24 protein-coding genes are annotated in these 26,584 nt (G+C 69.4%); 14 read left to right on the top strand and 10 right to left on the bottom strand.

The window, feature by feature from the left end; genetic code table 11:
- Window position 1 precedes the first annotated feature (1 nt).
- Window positions 2–820 (bottom strand): GNAT family N-acetyltransferase, encoded by an 819-nt coding sequence (locus ATM97_RS18700; RefSeq protein WP_218719323.1) that lies wholly within the window; start codon window positions 818–820, stop codon window positions 2–4.
- A 96-nt stretch (window positions 821–916) separates the two neighbouring features.
- A complete protein-coding gene (locus tag ATM97_RS18695) occupies window positions 917–2,218 on the bottom strand; it encodes an amidohydrolase (RefSeq protein WP_308248543.1) in 1,302 nt (433 codons plus the stop codon).
- Between the two features lie 99 nt (window positions 2,219–2,317).
- On the opposite strand from ATM97_RS18695, the gene ATM97_RS18690 reads away from it, so the two are divergent.
- From ATM97_RS18690 to ATM97_RS18670, 5 genes are all read left to right on the top strand, one after another.
- Complete coding sequence (locus tag ATM97_RS18690) at window positions 2,318–3,412, top strand: Lrp/AsnC family transcriptional regulator (RefSeq protein ID WP_218719322.1); 1,095 nt, start codon at window positions 2,318–2,320, stop codon at window positions 3,410–3,412.
- Window positions 3,413–3,599: 187 nt separating this feature from the next.
- Window positions 3,600–5,135 carry an ABC transporter substrate-binding protein gene (locus tag ATM97_RS18685; RefSeq protein ID WP_218719321.1) on the top strand — a complete coding sequence of 512 codons (1,536 nt, stop codon included), beginning with the start codon at window positions 3,600–3,602 and terminating at the stop codon, window positions 5,133–5,135.
- Window positions 5,132–6,073 (top strand): ABC transporter permease, encoded by a 942-nt coding sequence (locus tag ATM97_RS18680; RefSeq protein WP_218719320.1) that lies wholly within the window; start codon window positions 5,132–5,134, stop codon window positions 6,071–6,073. Before ATM97_RS18685 ends, ATM97_RS18680 begins: the two co-directional genes overlap by 4 nt.
- Entirely contained in the window at window positions 6,070–7,896 is a 1,827-nt protein-coding gene (locus ATM97_RS18675) for a dipeptide/oligopeptide/nickel ABC transporter permease/ATP-binding protein (protein WP_218719319.1), read from the top strand. The genes ATM97_RS18680 and ATM97_RS18675 overlap by 4 nt, the downstream gene beginning before the upstream one ends.
- Window positions 7,893–8,663 (top strand): ABC transporter ATP-binding protein, encoded by a 771-nt coding sequence (locus ATM97_RS18670; protein WP_218719318.1) that lies wholly within the window; start codon window positions 7,893–7,895, stop codon window positions 8,661–8,663. The genes ATM97_RS18675 and ATM97_RS18670 overlap by 4 nt, the downstream gene beginning before the upstream one ends.
- Before the next feature lie 61 nt (window positions 8,664–8,724).
- Here the strand turns inward: ATM97_RS18670 and ATM97_RS18665 are convergent, their stop codons facing one another.
- Window positions 8,725–10,017, bottom strand: a complete 1,293-nt coding sequence (locus ATM97_RS18665) for an NAD(P)/FAD-dependent oxidoreductase (RefSeq protein WP_218719317.1) — start codon at window positions 10,015–10,017, stop codon at window positions 8,725–8,727.
- Between the two features lie 133 nt (window positions 10,018–10,150).
- Between ATM97_RS18665 and ATM97_RS18660 the strand changes: the two genes are divergently transcribed.
- Complete coding sequence (locus ATM97_RS18660; protein WP_189027249.1) at window positions 10,151–11,005, top strand: LysR family transcriptional regulator; 855 nt, start codon at window positions 10,151–10,153, stop codon at window positions 11,003–11,005.
- Between the two features lie 6 nt (window positions 11,006–11,011).
- On the opposite strand, the gene ATM97_RS18655 is transcribed toward ATM97_RS18660, so the two are convergent.
- The gene (locus ATM97_RS18655) at window positions 11,012–11,971 is read right to left on the bottom strand and encodes an aminoglycoside phosphotransferase family protein (protein WP_255588026.1); all 960 of its coding nucleotides are present in this window, start codon (window positions 11,969–11,971) and stop codon (window positions 11,012–11,014) included.
- Between the two features lie 114 nt (window positions 11,972–12,085).
- Here ATM97_RS18655 and ATM97_RS18650 point away from each other — a divergent pair, with 114 nt between their 5' ends.
- A complete protein-coding gene (locus tag ATM97_RS18650) occupies window positions 12,086–12,544 on the top strand; it encodes a GNAT family N-acetyltransferase (RefSeq protein WP_218719316.1) in 459 nt (152 codons plus the stop codon).
- On the opposite strand, the gene ATM97_RS18645 is transcribed toward ATM97_RS18650, so the two are convergent.
- From ATM97_RS18645 to ATM97_RS18630, 4 genes are all read right to left on the bottom strand, one after another.
- Window positions 12,541–12,885 carry a hypothetical protein gene (locus ATM97_RS18645; RefSeq protein WP_218719315.1) on the bottom strand — a complete coding sequence of 115 codons (345 nt, stop codon included), beginning with the start codon at window positions 12,883–12,885 and terminating at the stop codon, window positions 12,541–12,543. The two genes, ATM97_RS18650 and ATM97_RS18645, sit on opposite strands and share 4 nt — an antisense overlap.
- Window positions 12,886–13,250: 365 nt before the next feature.
- Entirely contained in the window at window positions 13,251–13,520 is a 270-nt protein-coding gene (locus ATM97_RS34490) for a hypothetical protein (protein WP_255588011.1), read from the bottom strand.
- Window positions 13,521–13,709: 189 nt separating this feature from the next.
- Complete coding sequence (locus ATM97_RS18635; protein ID WP_218719314.1) at window positions 13,710–14,666, bottom strand: electron transfer flavoprotein subunit alpha/FixB family protein; 957 nt, start codon at window positions 14,664–14,666, stop codon at window positions 13,710–13,712.
- 36 nt (window positions 14,667–14,702) lie between these two features.
- Window positions 14,703–15,488: an electron transfer flavoprotein subunit beta/FixA family protein gene (locus ATM97_RS18630; protein ID WP_218719313.1), complete on the bottom strand. Its 786-nt coding sequence runs from the start codon at window positions 15,486–15,488 to the stop codon at window positions 14,703–14,705.
- Window positions 15,489–15,679: 191 nt separating this feature from the next.
- Between ATM97_RS18630 and ATM97_RS18625 the strand changes: the two genes are divergently transcribed.
- The 5 genes from ATM97_RS18625 to ATM97_RS18605 all read left to right on the top strand — a co-directional run bounded on the left by ATM97_RS18625 (window position 15,680) and on the right by ATM97_RS18605 (window position 21,874).
- The gene (locus ATM97_RS18625) at window positions 15,680–16,483 is read left to right on the top strand and encodes a methyltransferase domain-containing protein (protein WP_218719312.1); all 804 of its coding nucleotides are present in this window, start codon (window positions 15,680–15,682) and stop codon (window positions 16,481–16,483) included.
- Entirely contained in the window at window positions 16,480–18,036 is a 1,557-nt protein-coding gene (locus ATM97_RS18620) for a glycoside hydrolase family 57 protein (RefSeq protein WP_218719311.1), read from the top strand. The genes ATM97_RS18625 and ATM97_RS18620 overlap by 4 nt, the downstream gene beginning before the upstream one ends.
- Window positions 18,033–19,286: a glycosyltransferase family 4 protein gene (locus tag ATM97_RS18615; RefSeq protein WP_218719310.1), complete on the top strand. Its 1,254-nt coding sequence runs from the start codon at window positions 18,033–18,035 to the stop codon at window positions 19,284–19,286. Before ATM97_RS18620 ends, ATM97_RS18615 begins: the two co-directional genes overlap by 4 nt.
- A gap of 91 nt (window positions 19,287–19,377) precedes the next feature.
- Window positions 19,378–19,740, top strand: coding sequence for an STAS/SEC14 domain-containing protein (locus ATM97_RS18610; protein ID WP_218719309.1), 363 nt, complete (start codon window positions 19,378–19,380; stop codon window positions 19,738–19,740).
- Window positions 19,741–19,927: 187 nt separating this feature from the next.
- Window positions 19,928–21,874, top strand: a complete 1,947-nt coding sequence (locus ATM97_RS18605) for a TerD family protein (RefSeq protein WP_218719308.1) — start codon at window positions 19,928–19,930, stop codon at window positions 21,872–21,874.
- A gap of 40 nt (window positions 21,875–21,914) precedes the next feature.
- Here ATM97_RS18605 and ATM97_RS18600 read toward each other — a convergent pair whose 3' ends face one another.
- Window positions 21,915–23,252 carry a putative glycoside hydrolase gene (locus ATM97_RS18600; RefSeq protein ID WP_255588010.1) on the bottom strand — a complete coding sequence of 446 codons (1,338 nt, stop codon included), beginning with the start codon at window positions 23,250–23,252 and terminating at the stop codon, window positions 21,915–21,917.
- A 116-nt stretch (window positions 23,253–23,368) separates the two neighbouring features.
- On the opposite strand from ATM97_RS18600, the gene ATM97_RS18595 reads away from it, so the two are divergent.
- Window positions 23,369–24,370, top strand: coding sequence for a polysaccharide deacetylase family protein (locus tag ATM97_RS18595; protein ID WP_218719307.1), 1,002 nt, complete (start codon window positions 23,369–23,371; stop codon window positions 24,368–24,370).
- Window positions 24,371–24,377: 7 nt separating this feature from the next.
- On the opposite strand, the gene ATM97_RS18590 is transcribed toward ATM97_RS18595, so the two are convergent.
- A complete protein-coding gene (locus ATM97_RS18590) occupies window positions 24,378–25,670 on the bottom strand; it encodes a PQQ-binding-like beta-propeller repeat protein (RefSeq protein ID WP_308248542.1) in 1,293 nt (430 codons plus the stop codon).
- Between the two features lie 134 nt (window positions 25,671–25,804).
- Here ATM97_RS18590 and ATM97_RS18585 point away from each other — a divergent pair, with 134 nt between their 5' ends.
- Window positions 25,805–26,554, top strand: coding sequence for an acyltransferase (locus ATM97_RS18585; RefSeq protein ID WP_218719306.1), 750 nt, complete (start codon window positions 25,805–25,807; stop codon window positions 26,552–26,554).
- The last annotated feature ends 30 nt before the right edge of the window (window positions 26,555–26,584 follow it).

Genomic DNA, 26,584 nt, shown 5'->3' with positions numbered 1-26,584 from the left:
ATTACTTCCCGTCGAAATTGGCGGCCGCGCTCTGCAGCCGCTCCAGATACCGGGTGTTGATGGTTTCCATGCCGAGCAGCGCGACGAAGTCGGCGACGGCGAAATCGGGATCGTGGGCCGGTTCGCCGCAGATCTCGGCGCCCAGGCGCAGGTATCCGCGCAGCAGCGGCGGGAGCTTGGGGCGGCTCGGCGGTGTCAGCTCGTCGAGGCAGAGCCCGTCGACGACGACCGGGCGGTGCGGGTGCACCCGGCGCTCGGGGTCGCAGGCGTGGCGGCCCAGCAGCAGGTCACGCACGCCGCGCACGTTCACCCCGGCCGGGTCCTGGGGGCCGTCCTGCATGGGCACCGAGACGCAGCCCATCACCCAGTCGTAGCCGGTGAGCTGGATGTAGTGCAGAATCCCCGCCCACATCAGGGTGAGCACCGAGCCGTTGCGGTGGTCGGGCACCACGCAGGCCCGGCCCATCTCGACGATCCGGTGACCGGTCGGGTCGAGCTGGGTGAGATCGAATTCGGTCGCCGTGTAGTACCCGCCCGCGGCGGTCACCTTGTCCGGCGGCAACATCCGGTAGCAGCCGACGAACTGCTCGGTGAACTCGTCACGGACCAGCAGGTGGTCGCAGTGCTCGTCGAACCGGTCGGCGTCCAGGCCGGTGCCGTTGTCGGGCATCCGGAACCCGGGTTCGGAGGCGAAGACCTGGAATCGGAGCCGCTGCGCGGCCTCCCTGTGCTCGGCATCGGACGCGACGACCAGACTGTACCGAGACTTCCCCACCCCGGAGTCCGGCGCCGGCGCGGTCAACACGGACGAAATTGTCATACCGCTGATGAAGCCAGTCCGAGCTGGCATCGGGGCGACACATCGGTGTCGTGTCGATGCCCGTTCGGTGAACGAGATGGGGGTCACACCGAGCGTTCATTTCACGGCCGCACAACATTCGCCGATACCCAGTTCCGCCCGTACGGCAGCGCCCATCGCGGCGATCGCGGCGGGCAGCGTCACCGCCGGATCGGGGGCGAAACGCGAGGAGTGATTGACCGGGAAATGCGGCGGTACCGTGCCTTCGGCCAGCATATACGCCGCGTCGTCGGGGCCGAAGCGATCGGGGCCGAAGCCACCGATGTTCCAGAACACCGACGGACAGCCTGCCGCCGTGCCGAGGAGACCGAAGTCCTCACTGCCGCTGAGCGGGTTCCTCAAGGGCAGCACAGCCAACCCGGTCGCGCCGAGTTCGGCCATCACCCGCTCGGTGGCGCCCACAGTGTTCACCGTCATCGGGAAGTGGTCGTAGAACTCGACCTCCGGCGCGATGGCGGTACCCGCCGCCGCGGCCTCGGCCGCGACGACCCGCCGGATCGCCTCCATCATCTGCGCGCGGGAACGCTCGGAGAACGTGCGCAGAGTGAGCAGGAGTTCGGCGTTCTCGGCAATGATGTTCGGCCGCGTGCCCACGTGCAACGAACCCGCGGTGAGTACCGGACTCGACCCTACGGCCGCCTGACGCGCGACCAGGCCGTCCAAGCGCAGGACGAGCGAGGCGGCCATGGTCAGCGGATTCACGGCCAGATGCGGACTCGACCCGTGTCCGCCGATGCCCGCCAGCCGCACCCGCACCGAGTCCGATGCCGCCATCAGGGTGTCGCTGCGGGTGAGGACCAGTCCGGCCGGGGTCGGCCCGACGTGCTGCCCGAGACAGATATCCGGGCGTGGAAAGCGCTCCAGCAGACCGTCGTTCAACATGCCGGCCGCACCCGCGCCGGTTTCCTCCGCGGGCTGGAAGATCGCGACGACGGTACCGGTGACGGTATCGCCGGCGGCCAATTCGGCGCAGACACCGAGCAACGCGGCCACGTGCATGTCGTGTCCGCATGCGTGCATGACACCGGACACGGTCGAGGCGTAGTCCAGTCCGGTGTCCTCGTGCACCGGCAGAGCGTCCATATCGGCCCGCATCCACACGACCGGGCCCGGCCCGCCCCGCAGGACCCCGACCACCCCGGTGCCGCCGACCCGTTCGGTGACCTCCCAGCCCGGCAGCGCGCGCAGCTGTTCGGCTACCAGGCTCGCGGTGGCGAATTCCCTGCCCGACAGTTCCGGATGGGCGTGCAACTGCCGGTACACCCGCTGCCAGGGGTCCTCGGTGGTCGCCGGGACGATCGTTCGACCGAGCCCGGCGAGGGGGGACGGGGTCGATAGCGCGCTGAGTTCGTTCACCACGGTGGGCTCCTCGGATGGAAGGGCTGGGCCACTTCACGGTGCCGATCGAGTCGCCGGACCGATACAATTTGCCGGATCTCGCCGTTGAAAGGCCCAACTATGCAGAATTCCGCCACGCTGGACGAGCTCGACTACGAATTGGTGGCGGCCCTACAGGTGGCGCCGCGGGCACAGTGGCAGCAGATCGGACGTGCCCTCGGCATCGACGGCTCCACCGCGGCACGCCGCTGGGCGCGGCTGCACAGCGAGGGCCTGGCCTGGCTCACCTGCTATCCGCTCAGCATCGACGGCGTGTCGCCGATCCTCGCCGTCATCGAAATCGACTGTGCTCCAGGACGTCTGCATGAAGTAGCGGCCGAACTCGCCCTCGATGTGAACCTGGTGACCGTCGAACTCACCACGGGCGCGCGCGACCTGATGATCACCGCGGCCTTCTTCGACCACGCGTCCCTGGCCCGCTATGTCACCTTCCGGCTCGGCGCCCTCGCCGGTGTGGTCACCACCCGCTCGCAGGTGGTGACCACCTCGTTCACCGAGGGCAGCCGCTGGCGGCTCGATCGGACCCGGATGGCCCACACCGCGTTGTCGGCGCAGACCCAGCGCCGCACGCCCGGTTACGGCTCCATCCACGCCGCCGACATCCCGCTGGTGACCGAACTCAGTCGCGACTGCAGGCAGTCGGTCACCACTCTGGCCGAGCGCACCGGGATGAGCCCGACCACCGTGCGCAGGCGACTGGCGCGACTCGACCACGACAACGCCATCGCCTATCGCTGCGAAGTGGCGCGGTTCGCGTCGGGCTGGCCGCTCAGCGTCACCTTCTGGGCCGCAACGCCGCTGGCGCGGGCCGCCGAGATCGGCCACGCGATCGCGGCGATGCGCGAGACCCGCATGTGCTACTCGATGACCGGGCCGCGCAATCTGATCTTCAACGTCTGGCTGCGCACGATGGCCGATATGCCCGCCTTCGAGGCGCGGCTCACCGAAGCCATGCCGGACCTCGCCATCGCCGATCGGTCGATGGCGCTGTGGCCGCTGAAGATCGGCGCTACCCTGCTCGACCCCCACGGGCGCTACCTGCGCCACATTCCGATCGGTCGCTGGGCGGACCGCACGGCTTCCGGAGCCGAGGACGCGCTCGTCGATGCCCTGCGCACGCGCGCCACGGCGGCCGACTCACCCACCGATCGATAGAACCCGGCGGCCCGCCGCCGGCGCGCAGCGCGAGCCGGGCCCCGCCGGTGGCGATTATCCTCGGCAAAACAACCTTCTCCGCCCGTATTCGGCACCAGCGCGCCCGCAATGGCCGACATTTGCGATAGTCCGGCGTTCGGCAGCGACGCTGCTTCCTTGATGTCACCTCACGCATCAAGGAGTTCGCATGAAACGCCCCCTCTTCGCAGCGTGTGTCGCGGCGGTCGCGACACTCGCCGCGTGCACGACATCGCAGACCGCCGATCGGGGCGGCGCGTCCGGCGGGACGGTGCGCCTGGCGCTGACCTCCGACGTCGGTAGCTTCGATCCCGCACGGGCGGCCGGATCCTCCGAGTACGCCGTCGACCGGCTGCTCTACTCGACGCTGGTCGGCCTCGACGACGACAACGTCGTCGTCCCGCGCCTGGCCGCGTCGTGGGACGTCACCGCGACGCAAGCCACCTTCACCTTGCAGCAGGGCCTGACCTGCTCGGACGGGAGCCCGCTCACCGCGCGCCAGGTCGCCGCATCGCTGGAGTACTTCCGCAAGACGGCTCCAGGCGCGGCGTACACGTTCGGCCCGGCCAATGGCGGCGACAAGACCACCATCACCGGCGACGACGCGGCCGGCACCGTCTCGGTACGCATGGCTACGCCCTGGACGGAGTTGCTCCCCTCGCTGGGCTTGGTCAACTCGGGCATCATCTGTCAGCCCGGTCTGGACGACCCCACCGGCCTGGCCACCGGTTCGGTGGTCGGCGCAGGCACCGGCCCCTACGTCCTGACAGCGAGTGAACGCGGCTCCCGCTACATCGCCTCCCTGCGCGAGGGTTTCGACGCGTTTCCCGCTTTCGCCGCCGACCGGGCGGGCCGCTCCCCCGCCACGCTCGAGCTCAGCATCGTCAAGAGCGAATCCGCCGCGGCCAATCTCCTGCAGACCGGTCAGCTCGACTTCGCCGGCTTCACCGGTCCCGACGGGACCCGATTGGCACAGGGCTTCGACACCGAGACCGCGCCGATGGTCCGCAACTTCCTGTTCTTCAACCAGCGCGCGGGCAAGCCGGGCGCCGACGCGGAGTTCCGCAAGGCCGTGGGACAGGCCATGGAGGCTCCGGCCTACAACAAGGTCCTCGGCGGCTCGGGAACCCTGCTGAAGAGCTATGTCGACGACACCGCCAATGTCTGCGCCAACACCGACGATGCCCTGCTGACCCGGCACGACCTCGCGGCGGCCACCCGAGTTCTGGCAGGCAAGAAGATCACGGTGACCGGCACCAACGCGATCGCCGACGGCGCGGGCAACACCTATGTCGCCGAGGCACTGCGCGCGGCCGGAGCCGAGGTGAAGCTGGTCAATGTCGACAACAACACCTGGGCCTCGTCGGTGCTACCCGGCGGGGACTGGGACATCAACGTGATGGCGTCGCTGTCGACCACGCTGCTCACCGCGTCCAACCTGCTCACCGGTGCCGAACCGCCGGCGGGTCGCAACTACGGCGCGACCCACAACGACGCCTTCGACGAGGGTCTGCGCGCGGCGGTCGTCACCACCGACCAGACGGCCAAATGCGCAGCCTGGCAACGGGGTCAGGCGGGGCTGCTCAGCGCCGTCGACATCGTGCCGTTGTCGACGCTGAACGTGCGCTACGTTTTCGCCGACGGTGTGCGCGCACACATCCCCAACGGCCAGATCGACCTCAGCACCCTGCGGATCGGCGCGTGACAGGGTGGATCGGCTTCGCGGTGCGCCGCGCGGCCGGACTCCTCGCCGTGGCCGTGGTGCTCGTCGTAGTCACCTTCGCCATGATCCAGCTCATTCCCGGTGACCCCGCCGAATCGCTGGCCGGGCAGAACGCGACCCAGGCCGACATCGCCCGGATCCGGGCCGAACTGGGCCTGGACCGCCCGCTGCTCACCCGTTTCACCGACTACGTGTCGGGGCTGGCCCAGGGTGATCTCGGCAGGTCGTTCCAGACCAGGGAGGCGGTCTCGGACGTGATCGCGACGCGGCTGCCGTTCACCGCCGAGCTGGCGGTGTTCTCGCTGATCCTGGTGCTCGCGGTCGCGCTGCCACTCGGCATCGCGGTCGCGGCACGACACAGCAGGCGGGCCGACGGGGCGTTCACCCTGACCACCGGATTGCTCGGTGCCGTCCCGGAATACGTGGTCGGTACGGCGCTGGTGGTGATCTTCGCGATCATGCTCGGGGTGTTGCCCGCGGGTGGCGCGCAGACCGCGCAGTCGCTGATCCTGCCGGTGCTGGCGATCAGCCTGCCCAGCCTGTGTGTGATGGCACGGGTGGTGCGACGCGAAGCCGGAAACGTCTTGTCCCAGGACTACATCCGTACCGCGCGCGGTAGACGGCTGCCCCTGCTACGGCTGTATCTGCGGCACGTACTGCCCAACCTGCTCACTGCCGTCATGACCCTGAGCGGTCTGGTCCTGGCCTCGATGCTGGGCGGCACGGTGATCGTGGAGACCGTGTTCGCCTGGCCAGGCATCGGCCAGCGGGTGGTCGACGCGTTGCTGGTGCGCGACTACCCGGTGATCCAGGGCTGCGTCCTGGTTCTCGGACTGCTGGCCGCCGTGCTGAACCTACTGGTCGACATCGCGCTGGCGATTCTCGACCCGCGCTCCTCGCTCGCCGGAGGCAACCGATGAAGCCTCGTCCCCATCCCTCCCTGGTGGCCGGCGCGGTCGGCTTCGCCGTCGTCGTCCTGGTCGCCCTCCTCGCCCCGCCCCTGCTGTACGACACCGCCACCGCCATGTCCGACACGGTGCGCGGCGGGAGCAGCGCCGAGCACTGGCTCGGGACGGACTCACTCGGGCGCGATGTGTTGGCGCGGGTCCTGGTCGCGACCCGGCTCACGGTGGTGTTGACCACCGTGGCGACCGTGCTCGCCGCTGCCGTCGGTATCGCGATCGGTACCGCGGTGTGGGTGTCCGGGCCCCGGATCCGTGAAGTCGGGCTCCGGATCATCGACATCATGGTCACCGCTCCGACGCTGATCATGGCGCTGGTGATCGCCACCATTCTCGGCGCGGGTCCGACCGCCTCGGTGATCGCCATCGTGCTCGGCGGCTCGCCGTCGTTCGCACGGCTCACCGCCAACCTCGCCGGCTCGGTCGCCGGGCGCGACTTCGTCTCCACCGCCAGACTTCTCGGAGTCTCACCGGCGCGGGTGATGAGCAGGCATTTGCTGCCCAACATCGCCGGACCGCTGACAGTGCTGTTCTCCTCCGCGTACGCGCAGGTGCTGGTCGCGCTGTCGGGTCTGTCGTTCCTCGGACTCGGTGTGCAGAACCCCCAATTCGACTGGGGCTCACTGCTCAACGGCGGACTGCGCTCGCTCTACACCACACCGGCGGAAGCTCTGGGTCCCGCTGTCGCGATCACGGTGACCGGGGTGTTCGCCTCGCTGATCGGTGACGGCCTCGCCGCCACTATCGATCCGCGCGAGCGCACCGCCCCGCGGCGAGCACCGGCGGTCACCGCACCGGTCACCCCGAAAGCTCCCGAGCCCGGCGCACTGCTGACGGTCACCGACCTCAGCGTCGAGTTGGACAGTGGTGTCCGCCTGGTCGATTCGGTCTCACTGCGGGTGGCGCCGGGCGAGATCGTCGGCCTCGTCGGTGAATCGGGCTCGGGTAAGTCGTTGACGGCGATGGCGGTGGCCCGGTTGTTGCCCGACGAACTCACCATCAGGGCGGCCTGCCTCGATCTGGACGGGCTCGACCTGACGAGCACCGACAGCGACCCGGCGCGATTGGCGACCGCGCTCGGCATCGTCTACCAGGACCCGTCCGCTTCCTTCAATCCCGCGCTGCGCATCGGTACCCAGCTGACCGAAGTGCTACGCGTGCACGGCAAGACGACACGACGCAAGGCTATGGCGCGGGCCACCGAGGCCCTGCGCCGGGTACATGTGCGGCAGCCGGAGACAGTGCTCGGCCAGTATCCCCACCAGCTCTCGGGCGGAATGCGGCAGCGGGCGATGATCGCCGCTGCGGTGCTGCCCGATCCCCGGTTGATCATCGCCGACGAGGCGACGACCGCACTCGATGTGACCGTGCAGGCGGAGGTCCTGGACCTGCTGCGGGAGATCAATGACCGCGGTACCGGAATGTTGTTCATCTCCCACGACATCGGTGTGGTCGGCACGCTCTGCCATCGCGTGGTGGTGATGTACTCCGGGCGGGTGGTCGAGGAGCTGACCGCTGCGGAACTGCGCGCCGGACGCGCTCGGCACCCGTACACGCGCGCCCTGCTCGCGGCCAGCCCGACCCTCGACGGCAGCGCGCCCGGAGGCAGGCTGGCGACCATCCCCGGCCGCCCGCCCGCACCCGCCGACCGGCCGATCGGGTGTGCCTTCGCGCCACGGTGTCCGCTCGCGGTGCCACGTTGCGCGGCCGAGCCGCCACCGCGAATCGGCGGCGTTGCCTGCCATGTCGTCGAGGCCGCACAGGAGGTTCCCACGCGATGACCACAGGACTCGAGATCACCGGGCTCAGCATCGCCTACGGCTCGGGCCGACACGCCACGACCGTGGTCGACGAGGTCACCCTGCGGGTGCCGACCGGCCGAACCCTCGGCCTGGTCGGCGAATCCGGCTCGGGCAAGTCGACGATCGCCAAGGCAGTGGTCGGGCTCGTGGCGCCCACCGCCGGGCGGATCACCCTCGACGGTCAGTCACTCACCGGAAAGTCACCGCGCCGGTTGCGGCGCCGCGTGCAACTGGTGTCCCAAGATCCCTACGCCTCGTTGAACCCGCGCATGACCATCGGGCGGGCCATCGCCGAAGCCATCGACCCGACCCGCGCCGATCCGCGCGTACACGCCGAGGCGATCGGGCGACGGCTGGCGACGGTATCGCTGGATCCCAGCGCAGCAGGGCGTTATCCCCACGAGTTCTCCGGCGGCCAGCGTCAGCGGATCGCGATCGCCCGGGCGCTGGCGGTGGAACCGGAGGTGATCATCGCCGATGAGATCACCTCCGCGCTGGACTGCTCGGTGCAGGCAGAAGTTCTCAATCTGCTGCTCGATCTGCGCGAACGCCTCGCGTTGACGATGCTGTTCATCTCGCACGACCTGGCGGTGGTGCGCCATGTCAGTGACGCGGTGGCGGTGCTGCGGCACGGCAAGCTCGTCGAATCCGGGCCCTGCGCCCAGATCTACGAGGCTCCGGCCGCGGCCTATACGCGCACGTTGCTGGCCAGCGTGCCCACCTTCGCGGCCGCCTCGCATCGCTGATCGCCGCTGACCGACAGCGACAGCGCCCCGTCATCGTGATGACGGGGCGCTGTCATCTCGGTCAGACCGCGATGTGCTCTCGCGTGTCGGGCTGGTGCTCGGCCTGTCGGGCGTCGACCTTCGTCTCGGCCGCGTCGGCGAAGCCGGGGCGGGCGGTGCCGATGAAGGCCACCAGCCACGAGGCGACCGCGGCGAAGCGGTTGCGGAAGCCGACCAGGTACATCAGGTGCACGGCCAGCCACATCGCCCAGGCGATGGTGCCCTTGAACGTGATGCGGTCGTTGAGCTTGACCACCGCGCTGAAGCGGCTGATCACCGCCATGCTGCCCTTGTCCCAGTAGACGAACGGCGTGCCCGCGTCCTTCTTGCGCCGGATGATGTCGGCGGCGTGGCGACCCTCCTGCATGGCGACCGGCGACTGGCCGGGGTAGCCGTTGAGCGAGGTCATGTCGCCGATGGCGAAGATGTCGGCGTGGCCGCCGACGGTCAGGTCGGGGTTGATCAGCAGCCGGCCCGCGCGGTCGGTCTCGGCGCCGGTGGCCTCGGCCAGCAGTGCCGCGAATCCGCCCGCCTGCACGCCGGCCGACCACACCACGGTCTCGGCGGCGATGCCGCGCTCGATGCCCTCGGCGTCCTTGACCGTCACCTTGCCCTCGTCGATATCGGTGACGAAGGTCCCGAGCAGCACCTCGACGCCACTGTCGGTCAGCGAGCGCTTCGCGTATTCCGAGAGCCCGCCGCCGAACGGGGGCAGCACCGCGCCGGCGCCCTCGACCAGGGTCACCGAGACCTCCTGGTGGAAGTGCCGTTTGGCCAGTTCCTTGATCTGGCCCGCCACCTCGACGCCGGTCGCGCCCGCGCCGACGACGACGAAGCTGAGCAGCCTGCGCCGGGTCGCCTCGTCGGCGTTCTCGGCCGCGGCGAACACCGAGGCGATCTGGTCGCGCAGGCGCTGGGCGTCGTCGATGGTCTTGAGCGAGAAGGTCTTGTCGGCGAAGTCGTCGCGGCCGAAGTAGCTCTGGCTGGCGCCGGTGGCCGCGATGAGCGAGCCGTAGCCGATCTGGCGGGTACCCTCGGCGGTCTCGTAGGTGAGCACGGCGGCCTCGGCGTCGATCGCGGTGACCTTGCCGAGCCGGACGTCGGCCTCGGGGTGACGGCGCAGTACGTTCTTGATCGGCGGTGCGATCTCCTCGGGCGCGAGCACGCCGGTGGCCACCTGGTAGAGCAGGGGCTGGAACAGGTGCTCGGGCGTGCTCGAGATCAGGACGTAGTTGATTCGTGACTTGCTCAGTTGCTTGGCAGCGGCGAGTCCGCCGAAGCCCGAACCGACGATGACGACATCCGTGTGTTCCATGATCGCGCGCTCCAAGATCGGTAATGAGTCCTTTCATATGAGTAAACGCGATGCGGAACGCAGATGTTTCCAGTGTTTGGGCGCATACTGAAGATGACTCTTATCTGCATAACTAATCAATAGGAGGGACCTGGTGGAACTTCGCCAGCTGGCGTACTTCGTCGCGGTCTGTGAGGAGCTCAGTTTCAGCCGCGCGGCGAGCCGCTGCTTCATCTCCCAATCCGCGATCAGCCACCAGATCGCGAGACTCGAACGTGACCTCGGCGCCCAGCTGTTCGAGCGCACGACCCGCGCCGTCGTCCCCACCGACGCCACCCTGCGCCTACTGCCGCTGGCCAAGCAGATGCTGAGTCTGGAGTCCGCGATCCGCGCCGCCGTGCGCACCACCGGCCCGCGCATCCGGCTCGCCGCCAACATGTCGTTCGCGGCCCGGTCGCTGTCCGCGATCGCCGCCGCCCGCGCCGCCCACCCCGACGCCGAGATCGAATACGTCATCAAGCCGTTCCGTCAGCGGATCACGGCCGTGGCCGACGGTGACTGCGATCTGGCGCTGATCCGCGGCAGTGTGGATCAGCCGGGGCTGGCGGTGGAGCAGTTGTGGGTCGAGGATCTGGTGATCGCGATCTCGAGCAGTCACCCGCTGGCGGGCAAGGGGGTCGTCACGCTCGCCGACCTCAGTCCCTATCCGCTGTTGCTCCCGCCCGAGCAGGAGCAGGTCCTGCTGCACACCCTGATCCGCTCGGCCTTCGCCGATCTTCCGGTCGGCCCCACCTTCGGTCCACCGATTCCCCCCGACCACACCGCCACGATGGAACTGCTCAACCGGCCCGAGTCCTGGACGGTCCTCTACGAGGGCCCGACCAAGGGGCTGCTCACCCTGGACCTCACCGACCACCGCCTGCGTATCCCGGTGTCGGCGGTGCTGCGTGAGGACGCACGCCAGAATCCGATCGTGAACACCCTGCTGGACGCGTTGCACCGGCGGTAGGAGCGGCTAGCCGATGGGCGAGCTCGCCAGGGCGTGTGCGACGGCCAGGTGGAGCGGCAGCGTCTCGGCATCGTCGTCCTCGACCGACCAGATGATCTCCTCGATCGCGCGCAGGAAGGCCCAGCCTTGGGCACGGTCGACGGGGATGTCGAGGTCACGTGCCGTCGCGGCGACGACGGCACGGGCGTGCTCAGGGGTCGGGGAGGACTGCACCTGGATCATGATCACAAAGCCCGCGTCGAAGGCGGCTTCGCCGAGGTAGGGCTTCGGATCGATGAGCAGCCACGGTTCGCGTTCGGCGGCAACGATATTGCCGAGGTGGGTGTCGCGATTGACGACGAGCAGCGGGCCCACCGGAACCGCGAGGCGCGCGCACCACGCCAGTGCCCGCTCGCGCAGAGCGTCCGGAAGGACCTCGGCGAGTTCGGGTTCCGGCTGCCGGAGCCGCGCGGTCCACTGCGCGACCACGTCGGTCGCAATCGGTAGTGCCGGATAGTCCTCGGGAACGTCGACCGGCTCCCGCCGCAACCGGCGTAGCAGCCCGCAGGCCAGGCGGACCCGCTCGGTGTTCTCCGGCCTGCCCTCCAGACTCGGGAACCCCGGCTGCTCCAGCAGCGGCTCCCCCGGCCGCGCCCACTCCATCAACATCGCGCCACTGTCGACGTCGAACCGGTACAGCATCGCCGCCCCGTCCCCGCCGTAGCAATACAGCCCGGTCGCCTCCGCCGCGTTCTCCTCGTCGACCACCGGCACCTTGAGCACCGCCACCGACCCGTCCCCGCGCCGCACCGGCGCGACGAACGCGTGCGTCCCACCCTCGAACGCCGGGCCGACCAGCATCAGCTCCCAAGCCGCACAGAGCTTTTTCACCAGCGCGGGCAAGTCGTCCAGCCACCGCTCCCCCGCGGCCCCGAACACCGCCCGTACCGTCTCCTCGACCTCCGGCGGCACTTCGATCGGCAACATCGTCACCCACCCCACCCTGCCATGCCGATCCGCGTGCGGGGAGAGCCCCACCGGGCATCCGGGTGGCCCGAAACCCCCTCGACAGCGCGGTATCCGGCCTGCGATTCTGCCCAGATGACCGACACCCCACTACCCGAGATCCCCGACGGTTACGAGGTCTCCACCGAGACCGCCCGCATCGACGCCGCCCGCGTGCACACCTGGCTGTCCACCGACTCGTACTGGGCCATGGGCAGAACCCGCGAGCTGCAGGACCGCGCCATCGCGGAATCACTCAATTTCGGAGTTTACGAACGTGTTTCGGGCGAGCAGGTCGCCTACGCGCGCGTGATCACCGACCGGACGACCTTCGCGTGGCTGTGCGATGTGTACGTGGATCGCGCGGTACGCGGCAAGGGGGTCGGCGTCGCGCTGGTCGCCGCGATCCGCGACCACCTCGCCCCCGACAACCTGCGCCGCGTCGTGCTCGCCACCCACGACGCCCACGGCCTCTACGAGAAGTTCGGCTTCGAAACCCTCACCGACCCGGACAAGTGGATGGTGCTCGGCCGCCCGGTGAACGCTCCCGGCTAGACGAACCCTTCCTCGACGAGGTCGAACCCGTCCGGCCGAACCCGATGCCGTTGGCCCGAACCACCGGCCACCCGGCACCAGCTGGATACCTCGAGTTCGTCCGCATCGGCCACCAGCGCGATCGCGAAGCCGCCGTACATGCCCGGAATCGCCGCCCACAGCGTCGCGCCCGGGTACTCGAGCAGCGGTGTCAGCGGCGGCGGTCGGAAGCCGCACTTCCGGCACAGGTCCAGCACTCGCCCCAGAATCACGGCGTGCAGCTGGCATTCGAGCTGGGCCGGCACCGTCGCGTCGATCTCGCGCACCAACCGGGGCGCTGCCGGCGTCGGCCAACCGGTCACGCGCGGCTATCTCCTTGTCATCGAAGAAGTTTCGCCGATACCAGCCCCACCACACCATCTCCACGGGCACAACGTAGCCACCGGGTCGACCACCGTTCAAGCAGTGGTCGCACGGCCTCCACAAGGCGGCCCTCCACTCGAAACGCCGCGGCAATCCCCGGTCACCGGAGAAACCTTCGACGCATCGGAGACACGAAACATCAGAAGGCCAGCGCGGACCAGGGGACCTCGATCGGGAAAGGTTGAGGGAATGACACCGTGCCGTCGGCATCGTTGATCCACTCGTCGTCGAGTCGATAGTCGACAGGGTGCAGTGGACCACCTAGACAACGGTGTATCAAGAAGTCCGGGGTGACAAAGTCCGACTATCCGGTCGAACCGAGGAACACGGTCGTCTCGAGATTGGCGACCCAGCAACGGTCAGGGTGCCCCGCCATGTCGTCTCCCGCGGACCGCTCCAGCGCATTGGTCAGCCGACGCATGAAGATCTGATGCTCGCCGGGGCCACGCCGCAGCCAGACGACCCGACCCTCCCAGAGCTCGATCTGGCCGGCGATCTCATCCGGAAGTTGCCCCAACTGCTCCCACGTCATGAATTCGGGCAGGTCAGGACGGTCGATACCGGACAGGGACATGCATTAGGTGAATCGACCGCCTCGATCAGCGGCAACGACGACCGGCCACACCACGGTGCACAGCCCACCCGGACAGAAGTCGCCGAAGCGGTGTCAGCAGGGCGCGGGCTACGACATCTCTCGCGAGACGCAAGCGGCCCCGCCCGGGATACCCGGACGGGGCCGCAGTGCGCTCAGCGCCTCAGCGATTTATCCCTTGTGGGACTTCACGGCCTCGGTCAGCTGCGGGGCGACGTTGAACAGGTCGCCCACGATGCCGTAGTCCGCGATCTCGAAGATCGGGGCCTCTTCGTCCTTGTTGACCGCGACGATGGTCTTCGAGGTCTGCATGCCGGCGCGGTGCTGGATGGCGCCGGAGATGCCCAGGGCGATGTAGAGCTGCGGGGAGACCGTCTTACCGGTCTGACCGACCTGGAACTGGCCCGGGTAGTAGCCCGAGTCGACGGCGGCACGCGAGGCGCCGACAGCGGCACCGAGCGAGTCGGCCAGCGCCTCGACGACCGCGAAGTTGTCGGCGGAACCGACACCACGGCCACCGGAGACGACGATGCTCGCCTCGGTCAGCTCCGGACGGTCGCCGCCCACGATCGGCTCACGCGAGACGACCTTGACGACGCCGTCTTCCTGGGCCGGAACCTCGACGACGACCTGCTCGCCCGCACCGGCCTGCGCGACCGTCTCGATGGCGCCCGGACGGATCGAGATCACCGGCACGTCGCCGGTGGCCTTGGCGTCGACGGTGAACGCGCCACCGAAGATGGAGTGCACGGCCGAGCCGTCGGCGTTGACGCCGATGACGTCGACGAGCAGGCCGGAGCCGATACGCGCGGCGAGGCGGCCCGACACCTCCTTGCCCTCGGCGGTGGCGGCGACCAGCACGGCGGCGGGCGAGGCGGACTCGACCAGGCCGGCCAGCACGTCGACCTTCGGGGTGACCAGGAAGCCGTCGACGTCGTCGGACTCGGCGACGTAGATCTTCTCGGCACCGGCGGCGGCCAGCGCGGAGGCCAGCTTGTCGGCGGTGCCGGCCGGGCCGGTCACGACGGCGGCGGGCTCGCCCAGGGTACGGGCGGCGGTGAGCAGTTCGGTGCTGACCTTCTTCACGGCACCGTCGGCGTGCTCGATGAGCACAAGTACTTCAGCCATTGTTCTTTCTCCTTCGAAGTCTCGGACGGGGCCGGATCAGATGATCTTCTGACCGATGAGGTAGGTGGCGATCTGGTTGCCGCCCTCACCCTCGTCCGCGATCTTCTCGCCCGCGGTGCGGGCAGGCTTCGGGGTGGAGCCGGTGACCTGGGTGCCGGCGTTGGCCACGCCCACGGTCGACGGGTCGATGCCCAGATCGGCCAGGGTGAAGACCTGAACTTCCTTCTTCTTCGCGGCCATGATGCCCTTGAAGGACGGGAAGCGCGGCTCGTTGATCTTCTCGGTGACCGAGACGATGGCGGGCAGGGACGCCTCGAGCTTGAAGACGCCCTCGTCGGTCTCGCGCTCGCCGGTGATCTTGTCGCCGTCGACGGCCAGCTTGCGCAGGTGCGTCAGCTGCGGGATGCCCAGGTACTCGGCGATGATCGCCGGCACGGCACCCGCGCGACCGTCGGTGGCCTCGTTGCCGGCGATGACCAGCTCGACGCCCTCGACCTGGCCCAGCGCGCCGGCCAGCACCCACGCGGTCTGCACGGCGTCGGAGCCGTGGATCGCCGGGTCGTTGATGTGGATGGCCTTGTCGGCACCCATGGACAGCGCCTTGCGGATGGCCTCGGTGGCGCGATCCGGACCGGCGGCCAGCACGGTGACCTCGCCGCCCTGCGCCTCCTTGATCAGCAGCGCTTCCTCGACGGCGCGCTCGTTGATCTCGTCGAGGACGGCGTCGGCGGCCTCGCGGTCGAGGGTGTAGTCACCATCGGTCAGCTTGCGCTCGGACCAGGTGTCGGGAACCTGCTTGATGAGTACGACGATGTTCGGCATCGGTCTTCGTCGACCTCCTTCTGGGTACACGTGTGTGGTGGCCGCACGAGCTGGGCCGTACGTCCGTGTGAGTAGCTCAGAGCGGAACACTACCCTACGCTAAGTTACTCGTGGGTAACCTACATGCACAAGGGGTTCGGAACCGATCCCTGAGTCCTGGGGGAACCGGCGGTACCAGTAACGTCGGAGAAATGAGCGAGGCTGTGATCCCTGCCGCACCTGTGGCCGCCACACATGAACCACTGCCGCTGACCGGTGAGCGGACCGTGCCCGGCATCGCCGAGGAGAACTACTGGTTCCGTCGGCACGAGATCGCCTATGCCCGCCTGCTCGACCGGTGCACCGGCAAGACCGTGCTCGAGGCGGGTTCGGGCGAGGGCTACGGCGCCGACATGATCGCCGGCGTGGCCGCGCGTGTCGTCGGCGTGGACTACGACGACGGCGCCGTCGCGCACGTGCGCGCGCGCTACCCGCGGGTCGAGATGATCCAGGGCAATCTCGCCGAGCTGCCGCTCGACGACGAATCCGTCGACGTCGTCGTGAATTTCCAGGTCATCGAGCACCTCTGGGACCAGGCGCAGTTCCTGCGCGAGTGCCTGCGGGTGCTGCGCCCGGGCGGGCAGCTGCTGATCAGCACCCCGAACCGGATCACCTTCTCTCCCGGTCGCGACACCCCGCTCAACCCGTTCCACACCCGCGAACTCAACGCCGCCGAGCTGACCGAACTGCTGGTCGAGGCCGGTTTCACGGTCACCGAGATGCTCGGCGTGCACCACGGCGCGAGCCTGAAAGCGTTGGACGCCAAGCACGGCGGGTCCTTCATCGACGCCCAGATCGAGCGCGCGCTGGCCGGTGAGCCGTGGCCCGCCGACCTGACCGCCGACGTCGCCGCCGTCACCATCGACGATTTCGACCTGCGCGCGGGTGAGATCGACGCGAGCCTGGACCTGGTCGCGATCGCCGAGAAGGCAAGCGCCGCAAAGGCAAGGCCTTGACCGATTCGCGCTCCGCCCGGTCCGGCTCCGTGCCGGGCCAGTTCACGCTCGTCCTGCATTCCCACCTGCCCTGGCTGGCCCATCACGGGCGCTGGCCGGTCGGCGAGGAATGGCTCTACCAGTCCTGGGCCGCGTCCTACCTGCCCGTGGTCCGGGTCCTGAAAAACCTTGCGGCCGAAGGCCGTACACACCTGCTGAGCCTGGGCATCACCCCCGTGCTGGCCGCCCAGCTCGACGATCCGCACTGCCTGGCGGGCATGCACCACTGGCTGGGCAACTGGCAGTTGCGCGCCGACGAGGCGTCCATGTCCGGCAACGTGGCGCTGGGCAGGCACGAACATCGGCTCGCCGCAACGGCGTTGGCCGAGTTCGAGCGGGACTGGCGGCACGGCAGCGCGCCGGTGTGGCGCTCGCTCATCGACGCCGACGCGATCGAGCTGCTCGGCGGCCCGCTGGCGCATCCGTTCCAGCCGCTGCTCGACGAGCGACTTCGGCAGTTCCAGCTCACCGAGGGCCTGGCCGACGCCCGCCTGCGCTGGGGCACCACCCCCACCGGCATCTGGGCACCCGAGTGCGGCTACACCCCCGGCATGGAGCGGAACTACGACGCCGCGGGTGTGACGCATTTCATGGTCGACGGCCCGTCGCTGCGCGGTGACACCACCCTCGGCAGACCCGTTCGCGACGCCGACGTGCTCGCGTTCGGCCGCGATCTCCAGGTGAGCTACCGGGTCTGGTCGCCGAAACAGGGCTATCCGGGCCAGAGCGCCTACCGCGATTTCCACCACTACGACCACGCGACCGGTCTCAAACCGTCCCGGGTGACCGGCAAGACCGTCGCCGGTCCTGACAAGGCCCCTTACGATCCGGAGCTCGCCGCCACCGCCATCACCCGCGACGTCGCCGACTTCGTCGAGACCGTGCGCGCCCGGCTGATCGAGGAGTCCACGCGGATCGGCAGGCCCGCCCTCGTGGTGGCCGCCTTCGACACCGAGCTGTTCGGTCACTGGTGGCACGAGGGTCCCGCCTGGCTCGAACAGGTGCTGCGCGCGCTGCCCGAAGCGGGCGTCACCGTCGGCACCCTCGCCGACGCCCGCGACAACGGCTTCGTGGGCGAACCCGTGCAGCTCAACGACTCGTCGTGGGGTTCCGGCAAGGACTGGCGGGTGTGGGCGGGCGACCAGGTCGCCGACCTCGTCGAGCTCAACGCCGACGTCGTCCGGCTGGCGCTGGACACCCTCGACAAGGTCGGCCGGGACGGTTCGCTGCGCGATCCGGTCGCCGATCAATTGCTGCGCGAGGCGATTCTCACCGTCTCCAGCGACTGGGCCTTCATGGTCTCCAAGGACTCCGCCGCCGGGTACGCCCGGGATCGGGCACACGAGCACGCGCACGCGGTCCGCGAACTCGCCGAGGCCATCGGGGCCGGCCAGTTCGCCAAAGCGGCCCGTCTCGCGGCAGGATGGAACCTGGCCGACGGATTCTTCCCTGGTCTGGACGCGCGGCGGTTGCCGAGCGCTGTCCCGTCGGCCGCCGCTGAAGGATTCGCATGAAGATTTTGATGGTGTCGTGGGAGTACCCGCCGGTCGTGGTCGGCGGGCTCGGTCGACATGTCCATCACCTGGCGGTGGAGCTGGCCGCCGCCGGTCACGAGGTCGTGGTGCTGGCGCGCAGGCCCACGGGCACCGACTCGATCACCCACCCCACGCACTCCTACATCGCCGACGGCGTACTCGTCGTCGCGGTGGCCGAGGACCCGCCCTGCTTCGACTTCGGCGAGGACATGCTCGCCTGGACGCTGGCGATGGGGCACGCGATGGTCCGCGCCGGTGTCGCCCTGGGCAAGCCGGGCGTCGGCGAGGGCTGGACGCCCGATGTGGTGCACGCGCACGACTGGCTCGTCGCGCACCCCGCCATCGCGCTGGCCGAGTACTACGACGTGCCGCTGGTGGCGACCATCCACGCCACCGAAGCCGGTCGCCACAGCGGCTGGGTGTCCGGCCGGGTCAACAAGCAGGTCCACTCGGTCGAGTGGTGGCTGACCAACGAGGCCGATCAGCTGATCACCTGCTCGAGCTCGATGCAGGACGAGGTGGAACGGCTCTACGGGCCCGAGCTCGCGCCGATCACGGTGATCCGCAACGGCATCGACGTGGGCGCGTGGACTTTCCGGCCGCGCGCACCGCGCTCCGGGCCGCCGAAGCTGCTCTACGTGGGCAGGCTCGAATACGAGAAGGGCGTGCAAGACGCCATCGCGGCGCTGCCCCGCATCCGGCGCGCCCACCCCGGGACCACCCTGACCGTGGCCGGTGTCGGCACCCAGTTCGACTGGCTGCGGGAACGGGCGCGGGTACATCGCGTGGCCAGGGCGGTGCAGTTCGTCGGCAGTCTCGGGCACTCGGAGCTGCTGGGCTGGCTGCACGGCGCGGACGCCATCGTACTGCCGAGCAGGTACGAGCCGTTCGGCATCGTCGCCCTGGAAGCGGCCGCGGCGGGTGTTCCGCTGATCGCCTCCACCGCGGGCGGGCTCGGTGAGGCCGTCATCGACGGGGTCACCGGCGCCTCCTTCGAACCGGCCGACGTGGACGGCATCGTCGACGCCACCCGTGCCGTCCTCGACGACCCCGCGACCGCTCAGGACCGCGCGTACAACGCCCGCGAACGGCTCACCGCCGACTTCGCCTGGGACGTGGTCGCCGCGGAGACCGCGCAGGTCTACTCGGCCGCCAAACGCCGGGTGCGCACCTCGCTGGGCCGTCCCGACATCGTGGAACGTCCGCTGCCCGAGCGCGACCCGAAGTAGGCAGCTCGAGTTCACCCACAACGCATGACGCCGGGGTCCTCCCCCGGCTCTACCGTCGCTGGTGCCGACCACCACGACGAAGGAGCCGATCATGCCCCTGGAACCGATTCCGCACCTGCCCGCCGCCACCATCGGCCTGCGCGCGACCGGCACCGTCACCGCCGAGGACTACACCACCGTCCTCGACCCGGCGATCGACGCGGCCCTCCAGCACGAACAGCCGATCAACCTCGTCTACGTCCTCGGCCCCGACTTCGACCGCTACTCCCTCGACGCCATGTGGCAGGACCTGAAACTCGTCCGCGTCCCCCGCAGCGCCTGGGGCCGCATCGCCCTGGTCACCGACCACAAGGCCCTCGGCGAAGCCGTCCACCTCTTCGGCTTCCTCATCCCCGCCGAAGTCCGAGTCTTCCCCGTCACCGCCGAACCCGACGCCATCGCCTGGGCGGGATGACAATCGTCGTCGCTGGTCACGATAGTTCCGCCCATCTAAACGTGAGTTGTGTAACACCTGCGGCCTCAGCACCGACATTCCTCGGCATCGCCGCTGAATCGTGGTGTGCGGTAAGGGGGTCAGCGGGTGGGTCGGCTGCATCGCCTTGCGGGTGAGTGTCGTGCCGAGCCTCGAAGGGTGAGCTGCTGTGTCGTCTTCGCTGTTGTCCAAGGGCCAGAACATCGCACTGCCGGAGGATGTCGACCGTATCGACATCCTGATCGGCTGGCCGGAGCCGGCGGTCGAAGTCGACGCTTCGGCACTGCTACTCGGCACCGACCGCAGGGTCGGCTCGGACGCGGACTTCGTGTTCTACAACCAGCCCGAATCCCCCGACGGGTCGGTGCGATTTCTCGGGACGAGCGTGACCGAGGAGGGTATGCAAGCCAGGGTCTCGATCGACCTCGCCACCGTTCCGGATCGGGTGCACACCATCGCCCTGGCGGGCAGTGTCGGCGCGGGAACATTCGGTGATCTCGGCAAGCTCGCTCTCCATGTCATCGATCCGGCCGGGGGATCGCTGGCCGAGTATCTGACCGCCGACGCCGACACCGAATCGGCGTTCGTGTTCGGGGAGGTCTACCGCAGGGACGGCGGGTGGAAGGTCCGCGCGGTCGGCCAGGGCTGGGATTCGGGACTGAGTGGGCTGGCAACAGATTTCGGTGTGTCGATCGATGACGCCGAACCGTCACCGGCCGAAGCGCCGGTCGAACCGGCACAACCCGCGCCTGCACCGAAACCCGCTCGGGTCGGCGGTGTCCGTACCGCCAAGCGTCCGGTCCGCAAGGTCAAGCCGATCGAATTCCGGCAGGCCGAGGCCGAGGGATGGCAACCCGCGCGGCTGTTCTCGGTGATCGGCGTCGGCGCGGGCGAAGAGCAGGAACGGCGCACCACCTCGGCGTTGATCGCGACCATGCAGGCGGTGCGACCGTTCGCCCGCGCCGTCTGCGCCAGGATGGGCGCCCCCGCAGGCGCATTCGAGGGCTACATCGAAGTCCAGTACGAGGCGGGCGACTCGAAGGTCGTCCCGGATGCCGTGCTGAAAGTGAGCCGGGGAAGCAGACAGTGGACCGGGCTGCTCGAGGTGAAAACCGGCAGCGGCAAGCTCAGGAAGGACCAGCTCGAGAGCTATCTCGACATCGCACGGCGGAAGAAGTACGACGTCGTCGTGAGTTTGTCCAATGACATTCCCGCCAGCCCGGGCGAGCTCCCGGTGCAGGTCGACCGCCGCAAACTGACGAAAGTCGCCCTGCGCCATCTGTCCTGGGCCGAGATCGCCCACGAGGCCAGGATGCTGCTCTCACACGGTGATATCGACGACCCGCTGCAGTCCTGGATACTGGCCGAGTTCCTGCGCTTCCTCGACCATCCACGGTCGGGCGCTGCGGAATTCGTCGACATGGGCAGGCATTGGGTGACCGTCCGCGATGCCGTGACCGCGGGCACCTTGCGCGCAGGTGATCAGAAAGCGCTGGCGGTAGCCGATACGTGGGTATCGCTGAGCAGGCACCTGGCCCTGCGACTCACCGCGGAGCTCGGCGTCGAGGTCAAACACGTGCTCGCCCGCAAGTATCGGGCCGATCCCGCGGCTCGCGCGGCAGCTGTCGCCGAACGGTTGGCCACCGACGGCTCCTTCGAGGCCGTGCTGCGAATCCCCGACACCGCGGGCGAACTGACCATCGTCGCCGATGTCCGCACCAACAAGGTGCGCTGCCGCACCACTATCGCCGCACCGGACGAAGGAACGGCTGCCCGGCGGGTCTCGTGGCTGACCAAGCAACTCACCGACGCCCCGGGCCGCCTCCAGATCGAAGCCGTGTTCGCCGAACGTGGCAACGAGACCTGTGAACTGCTCGACACGGTCCGCGCGAACCCGAGGTCCCTCACCGAAGGACGCACCGCCCCGATCGTCTCGTTCACCCTCGAACACACCTTCCCGATGGGTAGCAAACGCTCCGGCACCGCCGCCAGCTTCATCACCAGCGTCACCTCGGCCACCGATGCCTTCTACGGCACGGTGGTGCAGCCGCTCCGCGAATGGGTGCCTGCCGCCCCGATCCAGGCCGACATCGCCGCTGCCGAACCGGCCGAATAGGCATTCGCTGGGACCGCCCCAGCCCGAGTCGGCGACGAACTCAGGCTGGGGGAATGCCGCCACTGTGGTAGCGGGTGGCGGCGTTCCAGAGGAAGAAGCTGTCGATGCCGGTGTCTCGGGTGGCGTCGATCTGGGCGCGGAGTTCGGCGTCGCCGTAGGGGACGCCGAGGCTGAAGTCCTGGAGCCAGGGGATGACCTTCGCGCCGGTGCCCGCGGTGCTGGTCCGGAAGTCGTGCAGGGAGCGGGCGATGATGTCGTAGGGCTGGGCGTTGGGGTCGGGGACGCCGTATTCGCCGGAGTTCCAGTGGGAGGGGTAGAGCATAGGGGCGACGAAGTCGACGTTGCGGGCCATCCGGGGGATGTCCTGGGCGATCTGCTCGGGGCGGGTGGCGGCGATGCCGTAGACCGCGGCGCTCAGGTGCGCACCGGCGAGGTGGACGGGGTAGCGGCTCTCGGCGAGGAAGCCGGCGACCGCGTCGGTGGGGGTGCCGGCGAGGCCGGGGAAATGCATGCTGGTCAGGCTGCCGTCGGGGCGGCGGACATAGTCGTACATGACGCCGTCGAAGCCGAGCCGGGCGGCTTCGACCGCCAGATCGATGGTGTAGCGACGGATGTCGGGATGCGCGACATTGGTGAAGGCGATCGGGCCGTAATGGCTGGAATAGGGCTGTCCGGACGGGTTCTGGACCACCCAGTCGGGCCGGCCGTTGTGCCAGGCCCACGCGGCGACGGTCGGATCGCGGAAGGCGACGATGCGCCCGACCACCTGCAGGCCCAGCTCGTGTAGCTGCCGCAGGGCCGACGGCGCGTCGTAGATATCGGCGACGGCACCGGACTCGCGGGCCAGCGGGACCTGGGAGTCGTAACCGACGACGCCGTCCTCGTCCTTGATATCGAGCTGCACGGTGTCGATGCGGCCCTCGCGCGCGAGATCGAGCACGGCCTCGCGCAGCCCCTCGTGCGACCAGGCGTGCGCGGTGACGTGCACCGCCCGCATCCGCGGCAGCGCGACCGCCGAGACCGCGATCGCGCTGCTCCGGTTACCGGCCGCGTCCACCGCGACGACCTCGACGGCGGGCGCCCACGGCACCGAGATCTCGAAGGTGCCGTCCGCGGCGGGTGTCACCGCATCGGTGCCGATCGACACGCGGACCGCGTCGACGGCCTTGCCGCGCACCACGATCGGTGCGCGATAGGACCGCGCGAGCTCCGCTGGTGCGACCTCGAGCACCGGCGGCACGGTATCGGCCGACGGCTCGGAAGCCGTTCTGCTCAGCGCGAATCCCGCCACCATCGCCACGATGACCATCGCGAGGACAGCACCCGAGGCGATCGTCGCCCACCGCCGCCGCTCGCCCGACCGGATCCGCAATCCCAACGCCCGCACCAACTTCCACTACCGTTCGCCAGGCCACTATGGCGCAGTCGCGCGGACTGTCCGCGGGTTATCGCAAGATCGGGGGAAAACCTGCGCCGCCGCGTAATATCGCCGCGATGACCGGCGGTTCGAACGTTGCCCTGCGACTCGCGCCCGCGCTGGTGCTGATCACCGCGCTCACCGCCTGCGCGACACCGCAGGCAGCGGCCCCGGCACCACCACCGGCGACGACGGCGAAACCCGTACCGCCGGATCCGGCCGAGATCGCCGCCAACGAACTGGGATTCGTCCCGGTGCTGATGTATCACCAGATCACCCCGCACCCGGCCGGTGAATACGACCAGACCCCGGCCGAGTTCCGGGACGAGCTGGAACGGCTCTATCGCGAGGGCTACCGTCCGGTGACCGCCGCGAGCTACCTCGCCGGCGATCTCGATCTGCCCGCGGGCACGCACCCGGTCGTGCTCACCTTCGACGATTCCACCGGCAGCCAGCTCTCGTTCACCGACAGCGGTGCCGTGTCCCCCGACAGCGCCGCGGGGATCCTGGCCGAATTCGGCGCCCGCTACCCGGATTTCCGACCGGTCGCCACCTTCTACGTCAACAACGACCCGTTCGGCGGCGACCCGCGAGCGCTGCCCTGGCTGGCGGCCCACGGCCACGAGATCGGCGCGCACACCGCCGATCACGCGAATCTCGCGACCCTGGACGCCGACGGTGTGCAACGCGAACTGGCGCACAACGTCCGCGCGATCACCACGGCCGCGCCGGGAGTCACCGTGCGCACCATGGCCTTACCGCTGGGCGTCTACCCGCGCGAGCGCGCGCTGGCCGCAGAGGGCAGCTGGGACGGGACCGGCTACCGCTTCGAGGCCGTCATGCTGGTCGGCGCCGGCCCGGCCCCGGCACCGTACGGCGCGATCGACCCGCTCGCCGTGCCGCGCATCCGATCCGGCCGGGGCGCGGTCCCGTTCGACTCGGGCTACTGGCTGGACCGGCTGGCCGCGCACCCGGAGCAGCGCTACACCGCCGACGGCGACCCGGCCCGCGTCTCGTTCCCCCGCCACCTCACGGCGGAGATCGGCGCGCGCTGGGCGGACCGGAGCAACCCGTACTGACGGTCGATCAGGCGTCGGGGGTGAAGGTGAAGATCTCGCCGACGCGGGTGGCGACGACGACCTCACCCTTCGGCCCGACGGAGGTGCCGGTGGTGGTGCCGGTGGCGCCCGGCAGCACATCGGAGTCGACGGTGTTGCCGGTGGCGGTGTCGAAGGTGATCAGGCTCAGGCCCGCGCCGATGGCGGCGACGGTGTAGCCGATACCGCCCGCGGTCTGGGCGGGGGTGCCGCGCAGGGTCAGGTCCTTGCGCTCCCAGGCGGGCTCGGCGCGGTCACCACGGTCCTGCACGGCCATCAGGTAACCGTCGTCGCCGGCGGGAATGATCAGGTCGTCGACCACGGAGATGCCGCCGCTGGGCGTCCAGCCGAGCGCGTGGGTCCAGCGGGTGCTGCCGTCCTCGGCGTTCACCGCGATCAGGCGGCCGCTGTTGTCGCCGATGTAGACGGTGTCGCCGTCACCGGAAAGGGTGGGACTGGTGGCGCTGCCACCGGTGAGCATGTCGGCGCTCCACTCCTGGACGACCTTGCCGTCGGCGTAGCGCATCGACCGCAGCGAGGCGGCCGCCTTGCCCGGCTCCCACACGGTGACGAAGAACCGACCCGACTCGGCGTCGACGGCGGTGGTGTTGGCGACCGCGCAGCGCGGGCCGCCGGTCCGGCAGTCGCCCAGGCCGTCGCCGGAGGCCGGGCGGGTCAGGCCCGGCAGCTGCAGGAAGTCGGGCTCGCCGAGCAGTTGCAGGGTCGGTACCTCGCGGCCGCCGGTCTGGCGGCTCAGGATGTCGACCTGACCGGACTGGGTCACCGTCAGCACGCGGCCGTCACCGGTGAACTGGATCGCCACCGGGACACCGGCCACCGGCGTGCGCCAGCGGGGCTGGCCGAGATAGTTGAAGGAGTTCACCGCGCCGTCGTCGCCGACATAGACGTTGCTGACGCCGTCGACCACGGTCGGCGCCTCGATCGTCGACGGGCCGAGCGGGTTGCAGAAGCGCTTGCGGCCGGTGCGCATCTGGAAGGAGAAGATCGCGCAGTTGCCGGTGCTCGAGGTGACGAACATCTGCCCCTCGGAGCCGATCGTCAGCGGCTGGGCGATCGGGCCGCCCACCGGGCGTGACCAGCTCAGCGTCATCGCGTCCGCGCCGGCCACCGGGCTCGCCCCGCCGTTGCGGCCGTCGTGATGGGCTGCGGGCCAGCCTTTTCCGCCGCCGACGGTGATGTCGTCCACATCGGTGCCGCATCCTGCCAACGCCACCACACCGGCGGCAGCGAGCGAGGCCACGACGCGAGTCCGAGTTCGCACCTGCTGATCTCCCTGGGTAATCGAGCCGATGATCGGGGTATCGCACGGTAGGCGTGCGCTCCGAAAGTACTCTGTGTAACCGACGACCGAATCCCCGGGGCTGGCCCGGTGCGATCACGACGGGAGAGTACTTCGTGACGAGCATGTGGGGCGCGCCGCTGAGCGCGCGCTGGCGTGGTTCCCGCCGCCGCGATCCGCAGCAGGCGCGGTTCCTGACCAAGGACTCACTGCGCTGGGTACTCGCCAACCGCGCGTACACCCCCTGGTACCTGGTGCGGTACTACCGGCTGGCCAAGTTCCGCCTGGCCAACCCGCACATCGTGCTGCGCGGGATGGTGTTCCTCGGCCGCAATGTGGAGATCCACGCGACGCCGGAATTCGCCCGCATGGAGATCGGCCGCTGGGTGCACATCGGGGACGGCAACGCCATCCGCTGCCACGAGGGTTCCCTGCGCATCGGCGACAAGGTGGTCTTCGGCAAGGACAACGTCGTCAACACCTACCTCGACATCGAGATCGGCGAGTCCACGCTGGTCGCCGACTGGTGCTACATCTGCGACTTCGACCACAAGATGGACGACATCACCCTGCCCATCAAGGACCAGGGCATCGTCAAGAGCCCGGTCCGGATCGGCCCCGACACCTGGATCGCGGCCAAGGTGACCGTGCTGCGCGACACCCGTGTCGGCCGTGGCTGCGTGCTCGGCGCGCACGCCGTGGTCCGCGGTGACGTCCCGGACTACAGCATCGCCGTCGGCGCCCCGGCCAAGGTCGTCAAGAACCGCAAGGTCGCCTGGGACGCGAGCGCCGAGGAGCGCGAGGCCTACCTGGCCGCGCTGGCCGATATCGAGCGCAAGAAGAACGCCGCCGCCGCGCAGGCCTGACGTCGTCGCGGCGCGCTGCGATGGTGCGTG

The organism is Nocardia sp. MH4 (assembly GCF_019266065.1).
Lineage (GTDB): Bacteria > Actinomycetota > Actinomycetes > Mycobacteriales > Mycobacteriaceae > Nocardia > Nocardia canadensis.
The sequence above is the reverse complement of the archived record's forward strand: the minus strand, read 5'-3'. Positions and strand labels throughout refer to the sequence as shown.